Origin of the sequence: Streptomyces sp. NPDC041068 (genome assembly GCF_040647455.1) — a bacterium.
GTDB lineage: Bacteria > Actinomycetota > Actinomycetes > Streptomycetales > Streptomycetaceae > Streptomyces.
On record NZ_JBEZCG010000059.1, the window covers coordinates 1 to 1,462 of the forward strand.

General features: G+C 67.4%; 1 protein-coding gene. It reads left to right on the forward strand.

The annotated features are described in order from the left end of the window. Window positions 1–26: 26 nt before the first annotated feature. The coding region (locus tag AB0B50_RS44640) for an AMP-binding protein (RefSeq protein ID WP_362343868.1) at window positions 27–1,462 on the forward strand (1,436 nt) is incomplete at its 3' end.

Consider the following 1,462-nt stretch of genomic DNA (forward strand, 5'->3'; position numbering starts at 1 on the left):
GCCTCACCGCCTACACACACCAAGACATCCCCTTCGACCACCTCGTCGAACTCCTCAACCCCCACCGCACCACCAGCCACCACCCCCTCTTCCAAGTGGCGATGGTGCTGCAGAACGTCCCCCGGGAGGAGTTCCGCCTGCCTGAGCTCCAGGTACGGAGCGAGTTCATCGGCACCGGCACCTCGCGGTTCGATGTACTGATCGAAATGTATGAGCGTCACGGGGCATCCGGTGCCCCGGACGGCATCCGGATCCATGCCGAGTTCTCGACCGATCTCTTCGACCGTGCGTCGATCGAGGGACTTCTGGCCCGCTGGATCGGGTTGTTGGAGCAGGTCGTGGTGGATCCGCTCGTGCCGGTCGGCCGTCTGGAGGTGGTGACCGGGGCCGAGCGTGAACGGCTTCTCGGGGCGTGGGGTGATTCGCCTGCCGCGGTCCCGGACGCGGGTCTTGCCGAGCTGTTCGAACAATCGGTACGGAGGTCTGCGGGGTCGGTTGCCGTGGAGTGCGGACACCGATCGCTCACCTACGGGGAGCTGAACGGTCGCGCCAACCGCCTGGCCCGGTGGCTGGTTTCCCAGGGAGTGGGCCCGGAGAAGCTGGTGGGCGTCGTCCTCCCGCGTTCCGTGGAGATGGTGGTCGCGGTTCTCGCCGTACTCAAGGCGCGGGGTGCGTTCGTCCCGGTGGACCCGGATTATCCGGCGGAGCGCCGGGACTTCATGCTGGCGGAGGCGTCTCCCGTGGTCGTGCTCGACGAGGCAGCTCTCGTCCAGGACCTGTCCGGCTTCTCGGATGGGGACTTGGGCACGACGACGGATCCGGGGTCTCCGGCATATGTGATCTACACGTCGGGATCCACCGGAATTCCCAAGGGCGTGGTGGTCTCGCATCGGGGCGTGGCGAGTCTGGCGCACACCCAGAGGGAACGGCTCGGAGTGTCCGCCGCAAGCCGTGTGCTGCAGTTCGCGTCGCCCAGTTTCGACGCGGCGGTGTGGGAGCTAGTGATGGCTTTCTCGAACGGCGCCACGCTCGTCGTCCCGGAAGACGCACATCTGGCCGGTGAGGCCCTGCAAGGAACGCTGGAGGGACGGCGCATCACGCACGTGACGCTGCCGCCTTCGGTGCTCGGCACACTGCCTCCGGACGCCGATTCCTCGTTGTCGCTCCTGGAATCGGTGGTGCTGGCGGGCGAAGCCGTCTCGATCGGGCTGGTGACCCGGTGGTCGGCAACGGGCCGTCAGGTGGTGAACGCGTACGGCCCGACCGAATCGACTGTGTGCGTGTCGATGGGCGAAGGAACCACGGGCACGGTGGTTCCGATCGGCCGTGCGGTGGCCAACTCCCGGGTGTTCGTGCTGGATTCCGGTCTTGAGCCGGTCCCGGTGGGTGTGGTGGGTGAGCTGTATGTGGCGGGAGCCGGTCTGGCACGCGGCTATGCGGGCCGTGCCGCCCTGACCGCCGA